The sequence below is a fragment of the Streptomyces sp. HB132 genome (genome assembly GCF_016909575.1).
Taxonomy (GTDB): domain Bacteria; phylum Actinomycetota; class Actinomycetes; order Streptomycetales; family Streptomycetaceae; genus Streptomyces.
On the sequence record NZ_JAFBGA010000004.1, the window covers coordinates 407,732 to 429,800 of the forward strand.

General features: G+C 70.7%; 14 protein-coding genes. All 14 read left to right on the forward strand.

The genetic code is table 11. The features are described from left to right. Nucleotides 1–88: 88 nt before the first annotated feature. The 14 genes from JOC24_RS12715 to JOC24_RS12780 all read left to right on the forward strand — a co-directional run bounded on the left by JOC24_RS12715 (nt 89) and on the right by JOC24_RS12780 (nt 21,787). Nucleotides 89–2,710: a valine--tRNA ligase gene (locus JOC24_RS12715; RefSeq protein WP_205020327.1), complete on the forward strand. Its 2,622-nt coding sequence runs from the start codon at nt 89–91 to the stop codon at nt 2,708–2,710. A 119-nt stretch (nt 2,711–2,829) separates the two neighbouring features. Beyond that, nucleotides 2,830–4,353 carry a bifunctional tetrahydrofolate synthase/dihydrofolate synthase gene (locus tag JOC24_RS12720; RefSeq protein WP_205020328.1) on the forward strand — a complete coding sequence of 508 codons (1,524 nt, stop codon included), beginning with the start codon at nt 2,830–2,832 and terminating at the stop codon, nt 4,351–4,353. A 3-nt stretch (nt 4,354–4,356) separates the two neighbouring features. Next, nucleotides 4,357–4,725, forward strand: a complete 369-nt coding sequence (locus JOC24_RS12725) for a DUF4233 domain-containing protein (RefSeq protein ID WP_205020329.1) — start codon at nt 4,357–4,359, stop codon at nt 4,723–4,725. An 85-nt stretch (nt 4,726–4,810) separates the two neighbouring features. Next, the gene (gene ndk / locus JOC24_RS12730; RefSeq protein WP_205020330.1) at nt 4,811–5,224 is read left to right on the forward strand and encodes a nucleoside-diphosphate kinase; all 414 of its coding nucleotides are present in this window, start codon (nt 4,811–4,813) and stop codon (nt 5,222–5,224) included. A gap of 292 nt (nt 5,225–5,516) precedes the next feature. After that, on the forward strand, nt 5,517–6,536 hold the full coding sequence (locus JOC24_RS12735; protein WP_031091955.1) for a rod shape-determining protein: 1,020 nt from the start codon (nt 5,517–5,519) through the stop codon (nt 6,534–6,536). 96 nt (nt 6,537–6,632) lie between these two features. Further along, on the forward strand, nt 6,633–7,691 hold the full coding sequence (gene mreC, locus JOC24_RS12740; RefSeq protein WP_205020331.1) for a rod shape-determining protein MreC: 1,059 nt from the start codon (nt 6,633–6,635) through the stop codon (nt 7,689–7,691). Nucleotides 7,692–7,702: 11 nt separating this feature from the next. Then, the gene (mreD, locus tag JOC24_RS12745; RefSeq protein ID WP_205020332.1) at nt 7,703–8,365 is read left to right on the forward strand and encodes a rod shape-determining protein MreD; all 663 of its coding nucleotides are present in this window, start codon (nt 7,703–7,705) and stop codon (nt 8,363–8,365) included. Then, nucleotides 8,362–10,536, forward strand: a complete 2,175-nt coding sequence (gene mrdA, locus JOC24_RS12750) for a penicillin-binding protein 2 (RefSeq protein WP_205020333.1) — start codon at nt 8,362–8,364, stop codon at nt 10,534–10,536. The genes mreD and mrdA overlap by 4 nt, the downstream gene beginning before the upstream one ends. After that, nucleotides 10,536–11,729: a rod shape-determining protein RodA gene (gene rodA, locus JOC24_RS12755; RefSeq protein ID WP_205020334.1), complete on the forward strand. Its 1,194-nt coding sequence runs from the start codon at nt 10,536–10,538 to the stop codon at nt 11,727–11,729. The genes mrdA and rodA overlap by 1 nt, the downstream gene beginning before the upstream one ends. A gap of 51 nt (nt 11,730–11,780) precedes the next feature. Next, a complete protein-coding gene (locus JOC24_RS12760; RefSeq protein ID WP_205020335.1) occupies nt 11,781–13,307 on the forward strand; it encodes a CYTH and CHAD domain-containing protein in 1,527 nt (508 codons plus the stop codon). A 50-nt stretch (nt 13,308–13,357) separates the two neighbouring features. Beyond that, the gene (locus JOC24_RS12765) at nt 13,358–15,283 is read left to right on the forward strand and encodes a TIGR03960 family B12-binding radical SAM protein (RefSeq protein WP_205020336.1); all 1,926 of its coding nucleotides are present in this window, start codon (nt 13,358–13,360) and stop codon (nt 15,281–15,283) included. A gap of 75 nt (nt 15,284–15,358) precedes the next feature. Then, nucleotides 15,359–16,492: a hypothetical protein gene (locus JOC24_RS12770; RefSeq protein WP_205020337.1), complete on the forward strand. Its 1,134-nt coding sequence runs from the start codon at nt 15,359–15,361 to the stop codon at nt 16,490–16,492. Nucleotides 16,493–16,614: 122 nt separating this feature from the next. Next, on the forward strand, nt 16,615–17,394 hold the full coding sequence (locus JOC24_RS12775) for a TIGR03936 family radical SAM-associated protein (protein WP_205020338.1): 780 nt from the start codon (nt 16,615–16,617) through the stop codon (nt 17,392–17,394). Nucleotides 17,395–17,623: 229 nt separating this feature from the next. Further along, nucleotides 17,624–21,787, forward strand: a complete 4,164-nt coding sequence (locus JOC24_RS12780; protein ID WP_205020339.1) for a ribonuclease E/G — start codon at nt 17,624–17,626, stop codon at nt 21,785–21,787. The last annotated feature ends 282 nt before the right edge of the window (nt 21,788–22,069 follow it).

Below are 22,069 nucleotides of genomic sequence, written 5' to 3' on the forward strand. Positions count from 1 at the left end.
GAGGCGCTCGGCCAAGGCATCCGGACGTACACCGTTACTCAACAAACCGGTTTCAGCGCACCACGGTGACGCCCCTAAACTGTGTGCCGTGACCGAGAACGCAGCGCAGCAGCCAGCCAGCATCCCCGAACTGCCGACCCAGTACGCGCCGGCCGAGGTAGAGGGGAAGCTGTACGAGCGCTGGGTGGAGCGCGGTTACTTCACGGCCGACCCGGAGAGCGAGAAGCCTCCGTACACGATCGTCATCCCGCCGCCCAACGTCACCGGCTCCCTGCACCTCGGCCACGCCTTCCAGCACACGCTGATGGACGCGCTCACCCGCCGTAAGCGGATGCAGGGTTACGAGGCCCTGTGGCTGCCCGGCATGGACCATGCCGGAATCGCCACCCAGAACAAGGTCGAGCAGCAGCTCGGCGAGGAGGGCAAGTCCCGCCACGACCTGGGGCGCGAGGAGTTCGTCGACCGTGTCTGGCAGTGGAAGGAGGAGTACGGCGGCAAGATCCTCGGGCAGATGCGCCGACTCGGTGACGGCGTCGACTGGTCCCGCGAGCGCTTCACGATGGACGAAGGGCTCTCCGCCGCCGTCCAGACCGTCTTCAAGAAGATGTACGACGACGGCCTGATCTACCGTGCCGAGCGCATCATCAACTGGTGCCCGCGCTGTCTGACGGCGATCTCGGACATCGAGGTCGACTACCAGGACGACGACGGCGAACTCGTCTCCATCACGTACGGGGAGGGCGACGAGACCCTGGTCGTCGCCACCACCCGGGCCGAGACGATGCTCGGTGACACCGCCGTCGCCGTCCACCCGGACGACGCCCGGTACGCGCACCTCCTCGGCAAGCGGATCAAGCTGCCGCTGACCGACCGAACCATCCCTGTCGTCGCGGACGCCCACGTCGACCCGGAGTTCGGCACCGGCGCCGTCAAGGTGACCCCGGCCCACGACCCGAACGACTTCGCGATCGGCCAGCGGCACGGTCTCGAGTCGATGACGGTCATGGACGAGCGAGGCGTCATCACCGTCCCCGGCCCGTTCGAGGGGCTCGACCGCTTCGAGGCCCGTTCCGCCATCGTCGGCGCACTGCGCGGCCAGGGCCGGATCGTCGCGGAGAAGCGTCCGTACGTCCACTCCGTCGGCCACTGCTCCCGCTGCCGCACGACGGTCGAGCCCCGGCTCTCGCTCCAGTGGTGGGTCAAGGTCGACACCCTCGCCGAGGCCGCCGGTGACGCGGTCCGTGACGGCCGGGTCGCGATCCACCCCAAGGAGATGGAGCAGCGGTACTTCGACTGGGTCGACAACCTCCGTGACTGGTGCATCTCGCGCCAGCTCTGGTGGGGCCACCGCATCCCCGTCTGGTACGGCCCCGACGGCGAGGTCGTCTGCGTCGGCCCCGACGAGCAGCCGCCCACGGGTGAGGGCTGGACCCAGGACACCGACGTCCTGGACACCTGGTTCTCCTCGGGCCTGTGGCCGTTCTCGACGCTCGGCTGGCCCGAGGAGACCCCGGACCTCAAGAAGTTCTATCCGACCGACGTCCTGGTGACCGGCCACGACATCATCTTCTTCTGGGTCGCCCGGATGATGATGTTCGGCCTGTACGTCATGGACGGCGAGGTCCCGTTCAAGACGATCGCCCTCACCGGTCTGGTCCGTGACGAGCGCGGCAAGAAGATGTCGAAGTCCTTCGGCAACGTCGTCGACCCGCTGGACTGGATGGACACGTACGGCTCCGACGCCGTCCGTTTCACCCTCGCGAGGGGTGCCAACCCCGGTACCGACGTCCCGATCGGTGAGGACTGGGTCCAGGCCTCGCGCAACTTCGCCAACAAGATCTGGAACGCCACCCGCTTCGCCATGATGAACGGCGCGACGGTGGAGGGCGACCTCCCGCCCGTCGAGCAGCTCTCGGCCACCGACCGGTGGATCCTGTCCCGGCTGAACAAGACGGTGGCCGACGCCGACGCGTTCTACGAGGACTTCCAGTTCGCCAAGCTCAGCGACGCCCTCTACCACTTCGCGTGGGACGAGGTCTTCGACTGGTACGTCGAGCTCTCCAAGACCACCTTCTTCGCCGGCGGTGAGCAGGCCAAGGTCTCCGCCCGGGTCCTCGGCGAGGTCCTGGACGTCACCCTCCGGCTGCTGCACCCGATCGTCCCGTTCGTGACCGAGTCGCTGTGGACGACGCTCACCGGGCAGGAGTCCGTCGTCGTCGCCGACTGGCCGAAGGACAGCGGCTTCCGCGACGACGCGGCCGAGAAGGAGATCGAGCTCGTCCAGCAGGTCGTCACCGAGGTCCGCCGCTTCCGCTCCGACCAGGGCCTGCAGCCCGGCCAGAAGGTCCCGGCCGAGCTGACCGTCACGGGCACGGTCCTCGCCCCGCACGAGGCGGCCATCCGCCAGCTGCTGCGCCTGCAGCCCGCGGGCGAGGGTTTCCACGCCACGGCCACGCTGCCCGTCGCCGGAGCCAGGGTGGCCCTCGACCTGTCCGGCACCATCGACGTCGAGGCCGAGCGCAAGCGCCTCACGAAGGACCTGGGCGCCGCCGAGAAGGAGAAGGCCCAGGCCACAGGAAAGCTCGGCAACGAGGCGTTCCTGGCGAAGGCCCCGGACAACGTGGTCGACAAGATCCGTGGCCGCCTCGCCAAGGCGGAGGCCGACATCGAGCGGATCGCCGCCCAGCTGGCAAACCTGCCGACGGGCTGATCACTCAGGACGGAGCCCCCGCGCACCCGACCGACCGGGAGCGCGGGGGCTCTGCGGTGTCCGGGGGCCCGTCAGCGGGCGCTGCGCGCGATGTCCGCGGCCATCCGTAGACTGGCCCTGTGAGTGAGCCCCGCCCTTCAGACCGGCACGACGCGTCAGATCCCGACGACACCTTCGCGGAGATCGTCGACGAAGAGACCCAGCGCGACCCCGACCTGGCGGTGATCGAGGCCGGGAGCCGCACGCTGCGCGCCCAGTCGGGCCCGCCGCAGGGCGAGGCGGTCCCCGACCGCCCCGCCGACCCCGAGACCGACCGGGCGCTGCGCGAGGTGGAGCAGGAGCTCGCCGGCCGCTGGGGCGAGACCAAGCTCGAGCCCTCGGTGACCCGTATCGCGGCCCTGATGGACGTGCTGGGCGAGCCCCAGCGCGCCTACCCGTCGATCCACATCACCGGGACGAACGGCAAGACCAGCACGGCCCGCATGATCGAGGCCCTGCTGAGCGCCTTCGAGCTCCGCACCGGCCGCTACACCTCCCCGCACGTCCAGTCGATCACCGAGCGGATCAGCCTGGACGGCGCCCCGATCGAGGCCGAGCGCTTCGTCGAGACGTACAACGACATCAAGCCGTACGTCGAGATGGTCGATGCCCAGCAGCCCTACCGGCTCTCGTTCTTCGAGGTGCTGACGGGCATGGCGTACGCGGCCTTCGCCGACGCGCCGATCGACGTCGCGGTCGTCGAGGTGGGCATGGGCGGCACCTGGGACGCGACGAACGTCATCGACGCCTCCGTCGCCGTGGTCACCCCCATCTCGCTGGACCACACCGACCGCCTCGGCTCCACCCCCGCCGAGATCGCGGGCGAGAAGGCCGGAGTGATCAAGCAGGGCGCGACGGTGATCCTGGCCCAGCAGCCGGTCGACGCCGCGCAGGTCATGCTGAAGAAGGCAGTCGAGGCCGACGCCACCGTCGCCCGCGAAGGCATGGAGTTCGGCGTCGTCTCCCGGGAGATCGCGGTCGGCGGCCAGCTGCTGACCCTGCGGGGGGTGGGCGGCGAGTACGACAACATCTTCCTTCCGCTCTACGGGGCGCACCAGGCGCACAACGCGGCGGTGGCGCTCGCCGCCGTCGAGGCGTTCTTCGGCATCGGGGCGGAGCAGGCCCGCAGCCTCGACGTCGAAGTGGTCCGCAAGGCCTTCCTCTCCGTGCTCTCTCCGGGCCGCCTGGAGGTCGTCCGGTCCAGCCCCGCGGTCGTCCTGGACGCGGCGCACAACCCGGCCGGCGGTCTGGCCGCCTCCGAGGGGATCTCCGAGGCGTTCAGCTTCTCCCGGCTGATCGGCGTCGTCGGCGCGAGTGACGGCAAGGACGTCCGCGGGCTCCTCGAAGCCTTCGAGCCGATCTTCGCCGAGGTCGTCGTCACCCAGAACTCCAGTCCCCGCGCCATGGACGCGGACGCGCTCGCCGCGGTCGCCGTCGAGGTCTTCGGCAACGACCGGGTCCAGGTCGAGCCCCGGTTGGACGACGCGCTGGAAGCGGCGATCACCCTCGCCGAGGAAGAGGCCGAATACGCGGGCGCCGGAGTCCTGGTGACCGGATCCGTGATCACGGTCGGCGAGGCCCGACTGCTCCTGGGAAGGCGCTGACCTGTGCGTACGCTCTGTGCATCGACGCTGATCGGCGAATTCTTCGTCATCGGCTTCGCCGGACTCGTGGCGATGAAGTCCGACGACATGTCCATGGGCACGGTCTGGACGGTCTGCGGCATCGGCATGCTGCTGTCCGTCCTGCTCTGCGGTGTGATCACCCGGCCGGGTGGTATCCAGCTCGGCTGGGCGCTCCAGGTCCTGCTGGTGCTGAGCGGCTTCTTCGTCCCGATGATGTTCATCCTCGGCGTGGCCTTCGGTGCCCTGTGGTGGGCATCGGTGCACTACGGCCGCAGGATCGACGAGGCCAAGGCGCGGTGGGCGGCACAGGCCGAGGCGCAGGAGAGCGCCCAGGCCCCGGCCCAGGGATGACACAGAGTAAGCCCGGCCGTAGGGCCGTCCGAGTACCCCTGTAACCTCGCCCTCACCCGCACCGGAAGTCTGCAAGGAGCCGCACATGACCCAGCGCACCCTCGTCCTTCTCAAGCCCGACGCCGTACGGCGTGGGCTGATCGGCGAGATTGTCAGCCGCGTCGAACGCAAGGCCGGCTGGACGATCACCGCGCTGGAACTGCGCACGCTCGACCAGGAGACCCTGGAGCAGCACTACGGCGAGCACAAGGGCCGTCCGTTCTACGAGCCGCTCGTCGAGTTCATGGCCTCCGGCCCCGTCGTCGCTCTGGTGGCCGAAGGCGAGCGAATCATCGAGGGCGTACGCGCCCTGGCCGGTCCCACCGACCCGATCTCCGCCGCGCCCGGGTCGATCCGCGGCGACTTCGGCACGATCACCCGGGAGAACCTCATCCACGCCTCGGACTCGGAGGAGTCCGCAGAGCGAGAAATCAAGCTTTTCTTTCCCGGGCTCTCCTGACTTCGGCTCCGCCAAACAGCGCTCATGACCTGGGGCGACCGAAGTAATTCGGTCGCCCTTCGGCTTAGGCTTCCGTATCGCGGGAACCCATCCCTCCGACGTAACGTCACCATGGGTGGAACGGGCAGCCGTTCCGCTCGCCCGGCGAAGGACCCTCGCGCTGTGTCCGTGCATACGGCACTACGATGGAAGCTTCCACGCCCGCAGCGCCAACCCTCGCCTACTCAAAACAAGCCATTCTTCGCTTCTTGGGAAGGCCCGACGCATCCTCATGGGGAACAAGGGGAACTCAATGTCGTTCATCGGCCGTGACATGGCTATCGACCTCGGGACTGCCAACACGCTGGTGTACGTCAGGGGGCGCGGCATCGTACTGAACGAGCCGTCCGTCGTGGCCATCAACACCAACACCGGCGGAATCCTGGCGGTCGGCTCCGAGGCCAAGAAGATGATCGGGCGCACGCCCGGCAACATCGTTGCCGTGCGGCCCCTGAAGGACGGCGTGATCGCCGACTTCGAGATCACGGAGCGCATGCTCCGCTACTTCATCCTCAAGATCCACAAGCGCCGCTACCTGGCCCGCCCGCGGGTCGTCGTCTGTGTGCCCTCCGGCATCACAGGGGTCGAGCGACGCGCCGTCATCGAGGCGTCGACGCAGGCAGGCGCGCGCCAGGTGCACATCATCGAGGAGCCGATGGCGGCGGCCATCGGTTCCGGCCTGCCCGTCCACGAGGCCACCGGCAACATGGTCGTCGACATCGGTGGCGGCACCACCGAGGTCGCGGTGATCTCCCTCGGCGGAATCGTCACCGCCCAGTCGATCCGGGTCGCCGGTGACGAGCTGGACAACGCGATCATCCAGCACATCAAGAAGGAGTACTCCCTCCTCCTCGGTGAGCGAACCGCCGAACAGATCAAGATCACGATCGGTTCGGCGTTCGAGATGGAGAAGGACGAGCACACCGAGATCCGCGGACGCGACCTGGTCTCGGGCCTGCCCAAGACCGTCGTCATCTCCGCCACCGAGGTGCGCAAGGCCATCGAGGAACCGGTCAACGCGATCGTCGACGCCGTGAAGACGACGCTCGACAAGTGCCCGCCGGAGCTCTCCGGCGACGTCATGGACCGCGGCATCGTCCTCACCGGCGGCGGCGCGCTCCTGCGCGGACTCGACGAGCGGCTCCGCCACGAGACGGGCATGCCGATCCACATCGCCGAGGACCCGCTGGACTCGGTGGCGCTCGGATCCGGGAAGTGCGTCGAGGAGTTCGAGGCACTCCAGCAGGTGCTGGACGCCCAGCCCCGACGGTAGGACACGACGTTCCGCCGTACGGGCACTGCCGTCCCGTACGGCGGACGTTGGTATACAGGCACGAACATTCCGACGAGGAAGGCACGGCCGCCGCACGTGAGGGACACACGAGAGAGCCGGCTGCTCCTGGTGCTGCTGATCGCCATCGCATTCGCCCTGATCACGGTGGACATCCGTGGTGGCGAGGAGTCGCCGGTGGACGGAGCACGGCAGGCAGCGGCCACGGTCCTCGGACCGGTCGAGAACGGCGTCGCGGCGGCGGTGGACCCGGTGGGCAACGCCATCGGCGCCGTCCGGGACTCCGGTGACCGGCACGACCGGATCGCCGCCCTGGAGCAGGAGAACGCCGCGCTCAAGACGAAGCTCGGCAGTGACGACCGCAACACCAGCAAGGTCCGCCAGCTCGACACCATGCTGAAGAGCGCCGGGGCCGGCCAGTACGGCATCAAGGGCGCCGAAGTCATCGCCATAGGAGCGGCCCAGGGCTTCTCCTGGACCATCACCATCGACGCCGGGGCCAACGACGGCCTCCGGCGCGACATGACCGTACTGAACGGCGAGGGACTCGTCGGCCGGGTCACGACCGTCGGCCCGAACACCGCGACCGTCCTGCTGGCCAACGACCCCGACTTCACGGTCGGCACCCGGATGGAGAAGACAGACGAGCTCGGCTTCGCCACCGGACAGGGGTCCCGGCCGCTCTCGGTCCAGTTCCTCAACGGCAAGGCGGACGTGAAGAAGGGCGACCGGCTGGTCACCTTCGGCTCCAGCAAGGACAAGCCCTTCGTCCCCGGCGTGCCGGTCGGCGAGGTCGTCCGCGTCGACCCGTCCGGCGGCGACCTGACCCGGACGGTCTACGTCCGGCCGTTCGTCGGCTTCACCAAGCTGGACATCGTGGGCATCGTCGTCCGGGCGCCCCGTGAGGACCCCCGTGACATGGTCCTGCCGAAGCAGCCCAAGAAGCCCGAGAAGCCGAAGCCGACTCCGACCGTCACCGTCATGGTCCAGCCGAACGGCGACCTCGTGGACGGCAGCGGAAAGGTCGTCGGGAACATCAACGAGAAGCCCGGCGCATCCGCTTCCCCGGGTGCCTCACCGGACGCCTCCGGCAACGCCGACACGGCCGCCGGTGACGCGGCGAACGAGCAGGAATAGAGCTGATCCCCATGCGCTTCAACCGGACGCTGCTCTCCGCCACCCTCGTCGTGGTCGCCCTCGTCATCCAGGTCTCGGTCCTCGCCCGCCTCCAGCTCCCCGGCGCCACCCCCGACCTGCTGCTCCTCGTCGTCCTCGGACTCGCCTTCGTGTACGGGCCCGTCAGCGGCGCACTCATCGGCTTCGGCGCGGGGCTCCTCGCCGACCTGGCCCCGCCCGCCGACCACGCCGCCGGGCGCTACGCCCTGGTGCTCTGCCTGATCGGCTACCTCGCCGGTATGGCCCGCCCCGAGAACGGCCAGCTGAAGTCGGCGTTCACCCCGATGGCCTTCGTCGTCGCCGCGGCGATCGGATCGACGCTGCTGTACGCCGGTGTCGGCTCCCTCGTCGGCGACACGGCCGCCCGCCATGTGGGGCTGGGCAGCCTGCTGTTCACCGCGGTGGTGTACGACCTGCTCCTCGCGCCGTTCACCGTGCCGCTGATCATGGCGCTCGCCAGACGCACCGAGAACGACCCGGTCGCCGAGAGTTCCTCCAGCGGTGACGTCGCAGCGGGCTGGCTGGCATCCGGCACCGGGCTGCGGATCGGCAGCCAGCGGGGCGGGCTTCGCCTGAGGGCGGCCCGCAGCCGTGCCTCACGCGCAGGAAGGATCAAGGGGGTCAAGCGACTGTGACCAACATTCCCGAGACCGGGCGGACCCAGCGGGTCCAGATCCGTCTCGTCGTCATCCAGGTCCTCGTCTTCTCCCTGCTCCTGACGCTCGGCGGCCGGCTCTGGTACCTCCAGATCCGCAACGGGCAGGAATACACCGACGAGGCCAAGAACAACCACGTCCAGCAGGTCGTCCAGCCGGCGGTGCGCGGTGCCATCCTCGACGCACGCGGCGTGCCCCTCGCCGACAACGAGACCCGCCTCGTCGTCTCCGCGAGCCGCACCGAACTCATGAAGATGAAGGACGACGGCGTCGGCGTCCTCAAGCGGCTGGCCGGCGTCCTGGACATGAAGCCCAAGGATGTCCAGGACAAGGTCCGGCTCTGCGACGCCAAGACCCCGCAGCCCTGCTGGAACGGCTCTCCCTACCAGCCGATCCCCGTCACCGACGAGGCCACCACGCAGCAGGCCCTGACGATCCGTGAACGGGCCGAGGACTTCCCCGGCATCACCGCCGAACCCACCGCCGTACGCCGCTACGCCGCGCCCGGCAAGGCCAACACCGCCCAGGTCCTCGGATACCTCTCGCCCGTCACCGACGACGAGGTCACCAAGGCCCAGGACTCCGACTCGCCCTACCTCCGCTCCGACCAGGTCGGCCGTTCCGGGCTCGAGCGGACCTACGACAAGGAACTGCGCGGCAAGGCCGGTGTCACCCGTTACGAGGTCGACAACCTCGGCCGCGTCATCGGCCAGGCGCAGAACGACGAGGCGGAGCCCGGCTCCAGCGTCGTCACCTCCATCGACGCACGGGTCCAGGCCGTCGCCGAGTACGAGCTGAACAAGGCCATGGAGACGGCCCGCAAGGAGATGGACCGCAACACCAACGAGCTCTACAAGGCCGACTCCGGCGCCGTCGTCGTCATGGAGGCCAAGACCGGCCGCATCGTCTCGATGGCGTCCCTGCCGACGTACGACCCCAACGCCTGGATCGGCGGCATCTCCGCCAAGGACTACGCCAGGCTGACCGGCAAGAAGTCCAACTTCCCGCTCCTGAACCGGGCCATCCAGGGCACCGCCGCACCCGGGTCGATCTTCAAGGTCATCTCCTCGACCGCCGCGGTCAACGCCGGATACGACTTCGACGGCAGCTACCCGTGCCCGAGCTCGTACTCCATCGGGGGCCAGGTCTTCAAGAACTTCGAGTCCCAGGGCTACGGCAGCATCAGCCTCGGACGCGCCCTGGAGGTCTCCTGCGACACCGTCTACTACGGACTGGCGCACAAGGAGTGGGCGAAGGACGGGGGCAACAAGCCGAAGAAGGACCCGGCGGACTGGTTCTACAAGACCGCCCACCAGTTCGGGCTCGGCAAGGAGACCGGCATCGACCTCCCCAACGAGGTCGCCGGCCGCGTCCCCGACCGCCAGTGGAAGCAGGACTTCTACGACGCCAACAAGGCGTCCTGGTGCAAGCAGGGCAAGAAGGACGGCACGTACGTCGAGAAGATCGCCTACGAAGGCTGCATCGAGGGAAACAAGATGCGCGCCGGCGACTCCGTCAACTACTCGATCGGTCAGGGTGACACGCTCGTCACCCCGATACAGATGGCGACGATCTACGCGGCGATCTCCAACGGCGGCACCCTGTACGACCCGACCGTCGGCAAGGCGGTCATCAGCGGCGACGGCAGGAGCGTTCAGGAGATCGCGCCCCAGGCCCACGGCAAGCTGCCCTTCAAGGGGAGCACGCGCGACAAGATAGACGAAGCCCTCGCGGGTGTCGCGACCCGGGGCAGTGCCGCCTGGCGGTTCGGCGGCTGGCCCCAGGACAAGATCCCGATGCACGCCAAGACGGGCACGGCCGAGGTCTACGGCAAGCAGACGACCTCGTGGTTCGCCACATACACCAAGGACTACTCGATCGTCATGACGATCTCCCAGGGTGGTACGGGCTCCGGCGCGTCCGGCCCCGCCGTCCGCAACATCTACAACGCGCTCTACGGCCTCGACGCGACCGGCAAGCAGGACCTCAAGAAGGCGCTGCTGCCCGCACCGCAGAAGACCCTGCCCAAGATCAAGCCGGACGGCCAGATCGAGTCGCCCAAGATCAAGCCGTACGTCCCCGCGCCCGTCGACGACGGCACGCAGACGCTCGCGGGTGCCCTGCCCGCGGCCGTGGGGAGGCGTGACTGATGGCAGGCTTCTCCGTCTCGCGCTACGGCCCCGAGGACCGGTCCGTCTGGGCCAAGCTCACCGCCCGCGACTCCGTCGTACGGCGACTGGACTGGCCCCTGCTCGGATCGTCCCTCGCGCTGTCCTTCGTCGGCTCGCTGCTGGTCTGGTCGGCGACCCGCGGCCGTGAGTCACTCACCCACGGCGATCCGTACTACTTCCTGTTCCGGCACGCGCTCAACACCGGCATCGGACTCGCGCTGATGATCGGCACCATCTGGCTCGGGCACCGCACGCTGCGGGGAGCGGTGCCGGTGCTCTACGGGCTGTCGGTCCTGCTCGTCCTCGCTGTCCTCACCCCGCTCGGCGCCACCGTCAACGGAGCGCACGCCTGGATCCTCCTTCCGGGCGGCTTCTCCCTCCAGCCCTCCGAGTTCACCAAGATCACGATCATTCTGGGCATGGCGATGCTGCTCGCCGCCCGGGTCGACGCGGGCGACCAGCTGCACCCCGACCACCGGACGGTCGCGAAGGCGCTCGGTCTGGCGCTCGTGCCGATGGCCGTCGTCATGCTGATGCCCGACCTCGGCTCCGTCATGGTCATGGCCGTGATCGTCCTCGGCGTGCTCCTCGCCTCCGGCGCCTCCAACCGATGGGTCTTCGGGCTTCTCGGCGCGGGCACGGCCGGTGCGGTGGCCGTCTGGCAGCTCGGTGTGCTCGACGACTACCAGATCGCCCGCTTCGCGGCCTTCGCCAACCCGGCACTCGACCCGGCCGGCGTGGGCTACAACACCAACCAGGCCCGCATCGCCATCGGCTCGGGCGGGCTCACGGGCACCGGGCTCTTCAACGGATCCCAGACGACGGGGCAGTTCGTCCCCGAACAGCAGACCGACTTCGTCTTCACCGTGGCCGGCGAGGAGCTCGGCTTCCTCGGAGCCGGACTGATCATCGTCCTGCTCGGCGTCGTCCTGTGGCGCGCCTGCCGTATCGCCCGCGGTACGACCGAGCTGTACGGGACGATCGTGGCCGCCGGCATCATCGCCTGGTTCGCCTTCCAGTCCTTCGAGAACATCGGGATGACACTGGGGATCATGCCGGTGGCCGGACTCCCGCTGCCGTTCGTGTCGTACGGGGGCTCGTCGATGTTCGCCGTCTGGGTGGCGATCGGACTGCTCCAGTCGATCAAGGTCCAACGTCCGATGTCCGCCTGAGGACTTCGCTCCGCCCTGCATATCCGCGCCCATCGCGGATAGGTTCTTCGTATGGCGGACTCGAAGCTAGAGGTCGAGCGAAAGTACGAAGCGACTTCCGAAACCCGGCTGCCCGACCTGACCCGCGTGGCCGGGGTGTCGGCCGTCGTCCACCGCGGCCTCAGGGAACTCGACGCCGTCTACTACGACACCGAGGACCTCCGGCTCGCCGCGTACTCCCTCACGCTCCGCCGCAGAACGGGTGGGGACGACGCCGGATGGCACCTCAAGATCCCCGTCTCCGTGGGCGTCCGCGACGAGCTCCAGGCACCCCTGACCGACGCCCTGCCACCCGCCCTCGGCGAGCTCCTCCGCTCCCGCGTACGGGACGCCCCGGTGGTCCCCGTCGTGCGGATCCTCTCCGCCAGGGACGTCCACCACCTCCTCGACGAGGACGGCGCGCTGCTCGCCGAGCTGAGCGTCGACGAGGTCCTCGCGGAGCGACTCACCGAGGACGGACACGGCACGACCTCGGCGTGGACGGAGATGGAGGTCGAGCTGGCCGACAACGGCGACCCCGCCTTCCTCGACGCCGTCGAACGCCGGCTGCGCAAGGCCGGAGTCCGGCCCTCGGACGCGCCGTCCAAGCTGGCCAGGGCCCTCGCCGAGACCGCCCCGGGCAAGCCGCGGAAGACGAAGAGGGAACCCTCCCCGCGCACCGCGGGCGACCACGTACTCGCCTACGTACGCCGCCAGGTCACGGCCCTGGTCGAGCTCGACCCCGCCGTACGCCGGGACCTGCCCGACAGCGTGCACCGCATGCGGGTCGCCACCCGCCGGCTGCGCAGTGCCTTCAGGACGTACCGCGAGGTACTCGACCGCACCGTTACCGACCCGCTCCGCGACGAGCTGAAGTGGCTCGCCGCCGAACTCGGGGTCGAACGTGACAGGGAGGTCCTCGACGCACGGCTCCGTGCGCACTCCGCCGCACTGCCCGACACGCTGCTCCTGGGCCCCGTGAGTGCCCGGCTGCAGCTCACCTCCGTGGCCGGGCGCACCGCTGCGCGGCGACGGGTCCTCTCCGTGCTCGACGAGGGGCGCTATCTGGCCCTGCTGGACTCCCTGGACGCCCTCCTCGCCGACCCGCCCCTGCGCCCCGCCGCGAAGCGGGCACCGCGGGACACTCTCTCCCGCGCCGTGATCAAGGACTACGACCGCCTGGCCACCCGCGTCGGACACGCCCTGGACCAGCAGCCGGGCGAGGAACGCGACATGGCCATGCACGAGGCGCGCAAGGCCGCCAAACGTGTCCGCTACGCGGCCGAGGCCGCCAGGCCGGCCCTGGGCAAGCCCGCCAAGAGGTTCGCCAAGCGGATGAAGGCCGTGCAGTCGGTCCTCGGCGACCACCAGGACAGCGTCGTGGCCCGGGACGCCCTGCGCACGCTCGCGGTCCAGGCGCAGGGCGCGGGGGAGTCCGCGTTCACCTGGGGACTCCTGTACGGCCGGGAGGAAGCGGTCGCGGACGCACGGGAGCGCGAACTGCCCGAGGTCTGGGCGCGGGCATCGCACCGCGGACTGCGCGCGGCACTGAAGGGCTGAGCACCGGGTTACGCTTGATGGTCACCCCTGCCAGCTACGAAGGTCCACAGATGTCTGCCGAGTCGGTCTTCCCGCAGCTCGAAGCTCTGCTCCCGCATGTGCAGAAGCCCATCCAGTACGTCGGCGGTGAGCTGAACTCCACCGTCAAACCCTGGGACGAATGCGACGTCCGCTGGGCACTCATGTACCCGGACGCCTACGAGGTCGGACTCCCCAACCAGGGCGTCATGATCCTCTACGAGGTGCTCAACGAGCGCGAGGGCGTCCTCGCCGAGCGCACGTACAGCGTGTGGCCGGACCTCGAGGAGCTGATGCGCGAGCACGAGGTGCCCCAGTTCACCGTGGACAGCCACCGTCCCGTCGGCGCCTTCGACGTGTTCGGCCTCAGCTTCTCCACGGAGCTCGGCTACACCAACATGTTCACGGCCCTGGACCTCGCGGGCATCCCGCTGGAGTCCAAGGACCGCACCGTCGACCACCCGATCGTGCTGGCGGGCGGCCACGCCGCGTTCAACCCCGAGCCGATCGCGGACTTCATCGACTGCGCGGTCATCGGCGACGGCGAGCAGGCCGTCCTGGAGATCACCGAGATCATCCGCGCCTGGAAGGCCGAGGGCCGGCCCGGCGGCCGGGAGGAGGTGCTGTTCCGCCTCGCGAGGACGGGCGGCGTCTACGTCCCCGGCTTCTACGACGTCGAGTACCTGCCCGACGGCCGCATCGGCCGCGTCGTGCCCAACAAGTCCGGCGTGCCGTGGCGCGTGTCCAAGCACACCGTCATGGACCTCGACGAATGGCCGTACCCCAAGCAGCCGCTCGTCCCCCTCGCCGAGACCGTCCACGAACGCATGTCCGTGGAGATCTTCCGCGGCTGCACCCGCGGCTGCCGTTTCTGCCAGGCCGGCATGATCACGCGCCCCGTACGGGAGCGAAGCATCACCGGTATCGGCGAGATGGTCGAGAAGGGGCTCAAGGCCACGGGCTTCGAGGAGGTCGGCCTGCTGTCGCTCTCCTCCGCGGACCACACCGAGATCGGTGAGATCGCCAAGGGCCTGGCCGACCGGTACACCGAGGACAAGATCGGGCTCTCGCTGCCCTCCACCCGCGTCGACGCCTTCAACGTGGACCTGGCCAACGAGCTGACCCGCAACGGCCGCAGGTCCGGTCTCACCTTCGCCCCCGAGGGCGGCTCCGAGCGCATGCGCAAGGTCATCAACAAGATGGTCTCGGAGGAGGACCTGATCCGCACGGTCTCCACCGCGTACGGCAACGGCTGGCGACAGGTGAAGCTGTACTTCATGTGCGGCCTGCCCACCGAGACCGACGAGGACGTCCTCCAGATCGGCGACATGGCGGTCAACGTGATCGCCAAGGGCCGTGAGGTCTCCGGGCAGAACGACATCCGCTGCACCGTCTCCATCGGCGGCTTCGTGCCCAAGCCGCACACCCCCTTCCAGTGGGCCCCGCAGCTCAGCGCCGAGGACACGGACGCCCGGCTGAAGAAGCTCCGGGACAAGATCCGCGACGACAAGAAGTACGGCCGCTCCATCGGCTTCCGCTACCACGACGGCAAGCCCGGCATCGTCGAGGGCCTGCTCTCGCGCGGTGACCGCCGGGTCGGCGCGGTCATCCGCGAGGTCTACGAGTCCGGTGGCCGCTTCGACGGCTGGCGCGAGCACTTCAGCTACGACCTCTGGATGAGGAGCGCGGAGAAGACGCTCCCCGCCTTCGGCGTCGACGTCGACTGGTACACCACCCGCGAGCGGACGTACGAAGAGGTCCTGCCCTGGGACCACCTGGACTCCGGCCTCGACAAGGACTGGCTCTGGGAGGACTGGCAGGACTCGCTCGACGAGACCGAGGTCGAGGACTGCCGCTGGACTCCGTGCTTCGACTGCGGCGTGTGCCCGCAGCTCGACCTGGACATCCAGATCGGTCCGACCGGCAAGAAGCTCCTCCCGCTGACGGTCCTGAAGTAGACCTTCCGCGTAACAGCCCGGCGACGAACGCCCGGTCCGGTCAACTCCGGGCCGGGCGTCCGCGTCCTTGACGGCATGGACCTCGAGAAGCACGACCCACCCCCGCCCCACGAGGGCGCGGAGGGCTGCGTGACCACCCTCGTCAGGATTCCGGTCCGGATCGTGGTGCTGGTACTCGTCCTGCCGGTCCGCATGCTGTGGGACCTCCTCGTCGTGGCAGGCCGCGCCCTCGACCGGGTGCTGCTCCGTCCCCTGGGCCGGGCGCTGGGGTGGGTGTACGACCAGGTGCTGACCCCGGTCGGACGGGCCCTCGCGTGGCTCGCGGCGGCCCTCCTGATCCGGCCCTGGGTGGCCCTGTGGCGCCACGTGGCCGTCCCGGTCGCCCGCTACGGTTTCGTCGTCCCGCTGGTGTGGCTCCACCGAGCGCTGCTCACCCCGGCCGGACACGGCATGCGGTGGCTGTACGACAGGCTGCTCCTCCCCGCGGCGACCGCGCTCGTCACCGTCCTCCTGGTGCGGCCCGCCGTCGGCGTGTGGCGGTACGTCCTGAAACCGATCGGGACCGGAGCACACCTGCTCGTCACGCACCTCCTCGTACTGCCCGCCGTGTGGGTGTACCGGTACCTTCTGACACCGGTGGGCCACGGCGTCGCGTGGACGTTCCGGATGGCCGGGCGAGGGCTCGCCGCCGTGGGCCGGGGGCTCCGGTCCGGCGCCGTGTGGCTGGTCATGAAGCTGCTCGTGCTGCCTCTCGGCCGGGTGTACCGGTGTGTCCTGGCCCCGCTGGGACGGGAGGTCGTGGCGGGGCTCGGTGTCGCCTGGCGGGTCGCCGGGTTCATCTCGCGCGCCGTGGGCCGCGTGCTGGCCCGGCTGGCGTGGTACCTGGTCGGCGCACCGGCCACCTGGGCCTACCGCACGGTGTGCACCCCGGTGGGGCACTTCCTGCGGGACGCGGTCTGGGCGCCCGCCGGGCGCGCCGCGCTGGAGGCGGGACGCGCGGCCCGCGGCGCCCTGGCCTCGGCCAGGGAGACACTCCGCGCGGCCCGCAGGGGCGCGTGGCGGGCGCTTGTCGGAGCACCGCAGGTCACGGACGCGCGGGAACTCGAAGGGTCCGCTGCGCGTACCCTGGGTAGGACAACGACTGTCCCCAGCGCGGCGCCCGTATCCGAGATCTCCCCGCTTGATCGCACATACGTCAAGCGGGGGTGAGCCGGAGCGGCACCCCGGGGCACCCTGTACTTCGTGGGCGGTCCGCCACCGCGGCCGCCCCGCACCGAGGAGAAGAACCACTGGGCAAGCGACAGCCCGAAGGCCCGCCGCCCGCACCGGCGGTGCAGCGCATCCGACTGCGCTACACCAAGCGGGGCCGCCTCCGGTTCACCAGCCACCGAGACTTCCAGCGTGCCTTCGAGCGGGCGCTGCGCCGCTCCGAGGTGCCCATGGCGTACTCGGCGGGATTCACCCCGCACCCGAAGGTGTCGTACGCCAACGCCGCCCCCACGGGGACGGGCAGCGAGGCCGAGTACCTGGAGATCGCCCTCACCGAGGCGCGGGATCCCGGCACCCTGCGCGAACTGCTCGACGCGTCGATGCCCGAGGGCCTCGACGTCATCGACGCGGTGGAGGCCCGCACCTCGGGCCTCGCCGACCGGCTGACCGCCTCCGTATGGGAGATGCGGCTGGACGGTGTCGCCGTGCAGGACGCCGAGAAGGCCGTGGCCGCCTTCCTCGTCGCCGAGACCGTCGAGGTCCAGCGCAGGGCGAAGAACGGCATGCGGACCTTCGACGCGCGTGCGGCCGTGGCCGGCCTGGAGGCCCTTGATTCACAGCCTGATAGGTCCGGGGACCGGCCCTGTGCGATACTGCGGCTGGTAGTACGGCACGTGACACCTGCCGTGCGACCCGACGACGTCCTGTCCGGTCTCCGAGCTGTGGCCGACCTAACGCCGCCGGTCCCCGCAGCGGTGACCAGGCTGGCGCAGGGGCTCTTCGACGAGGAGTCCGGCACGGTGACCGACCCGCTCGCGCCCGACCGCGAGGCAGCCCCGGCCGTTTCCACGGCCGATCAGGCCGCCGCCGCGACGGTGCCGGAAGGTGCAGGTTCCGCGTAAGGCGGTCGTCGTAGCGCAGCCCTCGGACTCGGGAGCCACCTGGGTCGGGCCGCGCACCGCCCCATAAGACTTTCGCCAGGCCGTACCTCACACGTACGGAACCGGCGAGCCAGACATCAGCTCCCGTGCGGCGCCCGCGCCCCGGACGGCGGTATCGCGCACATCACGCGAATCGCGTCGGACCGGAATCAGGCGTGGCGCCCGGGAGCGCGACGGGAGAACCGCCCGCATGCACGAGCCGAACGATTCCGGTACGACCGGGAACACCGAAGAGAACAACGCCCCCGGGGACAAGCTGCCGCCGCGCCGCAGGCGCCGCGCCGCTTCCCGCCCCGCCGGCCCGCCGTCGGGCGCGCCGGGGGCGGCCGACGCCGAGAGCGTCACGCCGGCCATACCGGCCGCTGCCGAGGAAACCGAACCCGCCGCCGAGGCCGCGCCCCCGGCGCGTACCCGCCGCCGTGCGGTGCGCAAGGCGACCGCTCCGGCGGGTGCGCCCCAGGCCGCCGAGGTCGTGGAGCCGGTCGCCGAGACCGCCCCGGCTGCGGAGCCCGCCGAGGCCCCGGTCGCCGAGCCCGTGGTCGAGGCCCCCCGTGGCCGCCGCCGCGCCACCCGTAAGGCCACCGCTCCGGCGGGCGCGCCCCAGGCCGCCGAGGTCGTGGAGGAGCCGGTCGCCGAGACCGCCCCCGCCGAGGACGAGGCCGAGGAGACCGTGGAGGCTCCTGTCGTGGAGGCCCCCCGTGGCCGCCGCCGCGCCACCCGTAAGGCCACCGCACCGGCAGGTGCCCCTCAGCCGCAGGAGGCCGTCGCACAGGACGCCGCCGCGGCCGAGCCGGTGAAGGCTCCCGAGCCCGTCGCCGAAGCCCCCGCGCCCGTGGAACCGGCCGAGCCCGCCGCGCCGCGGGGCCGCGCCCGCCGCCGTGCGTCGGCTCCGGCCGGTGCGCCGCAGAGCCTTCGGGACGCCGAGGCCCCGACCGAGGCCGAGCCGGTGGCCGAGGCCGCCGCGGAACCCACGCCCGCCGAAGAGGCAGCCGACGCGGGCTCCGCCGACGCTGCGTCCCCGTCGCGCCCGCGCCGCCGCGCCTCCCGTAGGGCGAGCGCTCCGGCAGGCTCCCCGCAGCCCGTCGAGGAGGTCGCCGAAGCGGCCGCCGAGCAGGCCGAGAGCCTCCCCGCCGCCGTCGCCGAGGAACTGGCCGCCGAGACCGAGCAGGTCGAGGAGGCCGCCCCGCGAGGCCGCCAGCGCCGCCGTGCCACCGCCGCCGCGGGTCGTCCCGAGTTCACCGGCAAGGTCGAGGAGCCGGCTCGCAAGGGCCGTCGCGCGACGCGCCCCGCCGTGGCCGTGTTCCAGGCCCCGGTCTTCTCCGAGCCCATGTTCCAGACTCCGGAGACCGCCGCGGCAGCGGCGGCCGCCTCGGACACCCCGGCCTACGACACGAGCGACGAGGCCGAGGAGCAGAAGCCCCAGGAGCGCGCGCCCCGCAAGGCCGAGGCCCGGCAGACCGCCGAGGCCGCAGCCCCCTCCGAGCCCGCCGAGGCCGAGTCCGCGCCGCAGGGCGGTTCGCGCCGTCGCCGTCGCCGTCGCGGCGAGGCCGTCGAGACCGAGCCGGCCGCGACGCCGGTCACGCTGCCGGCCGAGCAGCCCGCCCCCGCCGCCGAGGAGGAGGCCGAGCCCGAGACGGACGCCGAGCACGAGGGCGACGAATCGGATGAGTACGGGGACCGGCCCTCGCGCCGTCGCCGTCGTGGTGGCCGTCGTCGCCGTCGCGGGGAGGCCAACGACACGGAGGACGGCGAGCAGCAGGACGACGCCGCGGCGGACCGTTCCGAGGACGAGCAGCAGGCGCAGGACGACGACGAGGACGACGAGCACGAGTCCTCCTCCGGGTCCAGCAGCAGCCGTCGCCGTCGTCGGCGCCGCCGCCGCAGCGACGCCTCCGGTGAGGACACGGGCACGGACGACCCGGAGCGTACGGTCGTCAAGGTCCGCGAGCCGCGCAAGAAGGAAGCCGAGCGCGAGCCCGGCACCGGCTTCGACGAGGTCCAGTCCATCAAGGGCTCGACCCGTATGGAGGCCAAGAAGCAGCGCCGCCGCGAAGGCCGCGAGCAGGGCCGCCGTCGCGTCCCGATCATCACCGAGGCCGAGTTCCTGGCCCGCCGTGAGGCCGTCGAGCGTGTCATGGTCGTCCGCCAGAGCGGCGAGCGCACCCAGATCGGTGTCCTCGAGGACAACGTGCTCGTCGAGCACTACGTCAACAAGGAGCAGGCCACCAGCTACGTCGGCAACGTCTACCTGGGCAAGGTGCAGAACGTACTGCCCTCCATGGAGGCCGCGTTCGTCGACATCGGCAAGGGCCGCAACGCCGTCCTGTACGCGGGCGAGGTCAACTTCGAAGCGCTCGGTATGGCCCACGGGCCGCGCCGCATCGAGACCGCGCTGAAGTCCGGCCAGTCCGTCCTCGTCCAGGTGACGAAGGACCCGATCGGCCACAAGGGCGCCCGCCTGACCAGCCAGGTCTCGCTGCCCGGCCGCTACCTGGTCTACGTGCCCGAGGGCTCGATGACCGGCATCAGCCGCAAGCTGCCCGACACCGAGCGCGCGCGGCTGAAGACCATCCTCAAGAAGATCGTCCCCGAGGACGCGGGCGTCATCGTGCGCACCGCCGCCGAGGGTGCGAGCGAGGACGAGCTGCGCCGCGACGTCGAGCGGCTGCAGGGCCAGTGGGAAGAGATCCAGAAGAAGTCGCGGAACACCAGCAGCTCCAACGCGCCGACGCTGCTCTACGGCGAGCCGGACATGACCGTCCGGGTCGTCCGCGACATCTTCAACGAGGACTTCTCGAAGGTGATCGTCAGCGGTGACGACGCCTGGGAGACGATCCACGGCTATGTGTCCCACGTGGCTCCGGACCTCAACGACCGGCTGTCGCGCTGGACCTCCGAGGTCGACGTCTTCGCGACCTACCGCATCGACGAGCAGTTGATGAAGGCGCTGGACCGGAAGGTCTACCTGCCGAGCGGTGGCTCGCTCGTCATCGACAAGACCGAGGCGATGGTGGTCGTCGACGTCAACACCGGCAAGTTCACGGGTCAGGGCGGAAACCTCGAGGAGACCGTCACCAAGAACAACCTGGAGGCGGCCGAGGAGATCGTGCGCCAGCTGCGGCTGCGCGACCTCGGGGGCATCGTCGTCGTCGACTTCATCGACATGGTGCTGGAGTCCAACCGGGATCTGGTGCTGCGGCGTCTGCTGGAGTGCCTGGGCCGCGACCGCACGAAGCACCAGGTCGCCGAGGTCACGTCGCTGGGCCTGGTCCAGATGACCCGCAAGCGGGTGGGCCAGGGTCTGCTGGAGTCCTTCTCCGAGACCTGCGTGCACTGCAACGGGCGTGGCGTGATCGTCCACATGGAGCAGCCCACGGCCGCCGGTGGCGGCGGGAAGCGGTCCAAGAAGCGCGGCCGCGGCGGGGCCGGACACGAGCACGAGCACGGCCACGAGCACGAGCAGGCCGATCAGCAGGCCGAGGTGGAGACCGAGGCCGAGGTGGCCGCAGAGGTCGCCGCCCCGGTGGCTCTGCCCGAGCCGGAGTTCGTCGCCGACGAAGAGCTGTACAGCAGCCCGGCCGAGGCCGAGGCGGCGGCGTCGCGTGGCCGTGGCCGTCGGCGCGCGACCCGCAAGGCCACGGCTCCGGCCGGTGCGCCCGCGCCTGTCGCCGAGACCACCCCGGTGGTTCCGGCTGCCGAGGAGAAGCCGCAGCCCGAGCCGGCCGCCGAGGCCCCGGTGGAGGCTCCGGCCGCCCCCGAGGCGGAGGCCGCGCCTCCGGCCCGTACGCGTCGCAGGGCGACCCGGAAGGCGACCGCCCCGGCGGGTTCGCCCAAGCAGGCCGATGTGACGCCTCCGGCGCAGCCGGTCGAGCCCGCGGCGGAGCCCGTAGCGGCCGAGGACCCGGTGGTGGAGGCCCCGGCGCCCGTCGCGTCCGCGAAGGCGGAGAAGGCGGCGGAGCCCGAGGCACCCGCGGCCGGCGGGGAGGCGGCTCCGGCCGCCGCGCCGCGTGCCCGCCGCCGGGTGACCCGCAAGGTCACCGCCCCGGCGGGATCGCCCGCCGGCGCCGAGGAGGCAGCGGCCGTCGTGGTCGCGGGTGCCGACTCCGAAGCGCCCGGTGCCCCCGGCACCGACGCTGCGGAATCGGAGGCCCCGGCCAAGAAGACCGCAGCGCGGAAGACCGCGAAGAAGGCGGCCACCAAGAAGACCGCCGCCAAGACGGTCGCGAAGAAGACCGCCGCGAAGAAGACGACGACGAAGAAGGCGACCGCGAAGAAGACCGTGGCCGCCGAGCAGTCGTCGCCTTCCGTGACGGCTTCGACCGGGTCCGCCGATTCGGGGCCGACCGCCGACTGATCGGTCCGTGAACGGTCCGCACTCACACGTGTCCCGCCCCGAGGCCTTCGGGGCGGGACACGTTTTTTGGTCCGGACCCGAGGCGTCCGCCGGTGGCCGATCGCTGGACATGAGAAAAATGGATAAATCGCTCATAATGTGACGACGGTCGCCGCCGCGGCTTCCTGGGAGATACCGAGGGAACGCGTTCGGCGACCACCCCGGTTCAATGCCGGCCGGGTCCTGCTCCTCGGTGGGGCGTCGGCCTTGTGCCGGTGGGGTTACGCGCGGTCCCGTGAGACC

Excerpts from the sequence above, each read along its gene's own strand:
- JOC24_RS12760 (WP_205020335.1), top strand. The coding sequence starts at position 11,781 with ATGGCGGACTCGAAGCTAGAGGTCGAGCGAAAGTACGAAGCGACTTCC.
- JOC24_RS12765 (WP_205020336.1), top strand. The coding sequence starts at position 13,358 with ATGTCTGCCGAGTCGGTCTTCCCGCAGCTCGAAGCTCTGCTCCCGCAT.
- JOC24_RS12770 (WP_205020337.1), top strand. The coding sequence starts at position 15,359 with ATGGACCTCGAGAAGCACGACCCACCCCCGCCCCACGAGGGCGCGGAG.
- JOC24_RS12780 (WP_205020339.1), top strand. The coding sequence starts at position 17,624 with ATGCACGAGCCGAACGATTCCGGTACGACCGGGAACACCGAAGAGAAC.
- mreD (WP_205020332.1), top strand. The coding sequence starts at position 7,703 with ATGCGCTTCAACCGGACGCTGCTCTCCGCCACCCTCGTCGTGGTCGCC.
- JOC24_RS12735 (WP_031091955.1), top strand. The coding sequence starts at position 5,517 with ATGTCGTTCATCGGCCGTGACATGGCTATCGACCTCGGGACTGCCAAC.
- ndk (WP_205020330.1), top strand. The coding sequence starts at position 4,811 with ATGACCCAGCGCACCCTCGTCCTTCTCAAGCCCGACGCCGTACGGCGT.
- rodA (WP_205020334.1), top strand. The coding sequence starts at position 10,536 with ATGGCAGGCTTCTCCGTCTCGCGCTACGGCCCCGAGGACCGGTCCGTC.